This is a genomic window from uncultured Ruegeria sp. (genome assembly GCF_947497005.1).
Taxonomy (GTDB): domain Bacteria; phylum Pseudomonadota; class Alphaproteobacteria; order Rhodobacterales; family Rhodobacteraceae; genus Ruegeria.
The window spans coordinates 1-438 of record NZ_CANMFF010000070.1; the positions used below are offsets into that span (position 1 = coordinate 1).

The 438-nt window shown below is 51.6% G+C and carries 1 protein-coding gene; it reads right to left on the reverse strand.

Translation table 11 applies throughout. The annotated features are described in order from the left end of the window. Window positions 1–290 (reverse strand): AAA family ATPase (locus Q0816_RS25945; RefSeq protein ID WP_298856219.1); only part of this gene is annotated, 290 nt, incomplete at its 3' end. Window positions 291–438: the final 148 nt, after the last annotated feature.

A 438-nucleotide genomic window follows, 5' to 3' on the forward strand; every position in this document is an offset into this window, starting at 1 on the left:
TTTTTATTTCCGATGAGCAGTAGCAAATAGGGCACGTGGCGTTTGCGATCCAGCCCAATCTGGGTAAACCCGTCTTCTGGCGAGAGGCCTTCCCGTTTTCTATCCGCTGCATACTCACGGACCAATTCGATAAATGGGTGGAAAGCAGTGGACCCCCCATGGGGGCTGCATTGACCCTTTAGACTGGTAAATGTTCCCCCAGAAGTATCAAAAAATTCACGAACAAGTCTCGACTTTCCAATCCCGGCTTCACCGATCACATTCACCGCCATTGAGGCACCTACACGCATACGCCTTAGCGCAGAAGTCAAAGCGTTCAACTCTTGGCGGCGTCCGATGAGAGGTGTCAGGTTGCCTTTTTGTCGATCTAAACGGTCTCGCGATCTGGCAATTGCGGTTACCTTCCAAACGGGAACCGGATCCTCGAAGCCTTTCAGA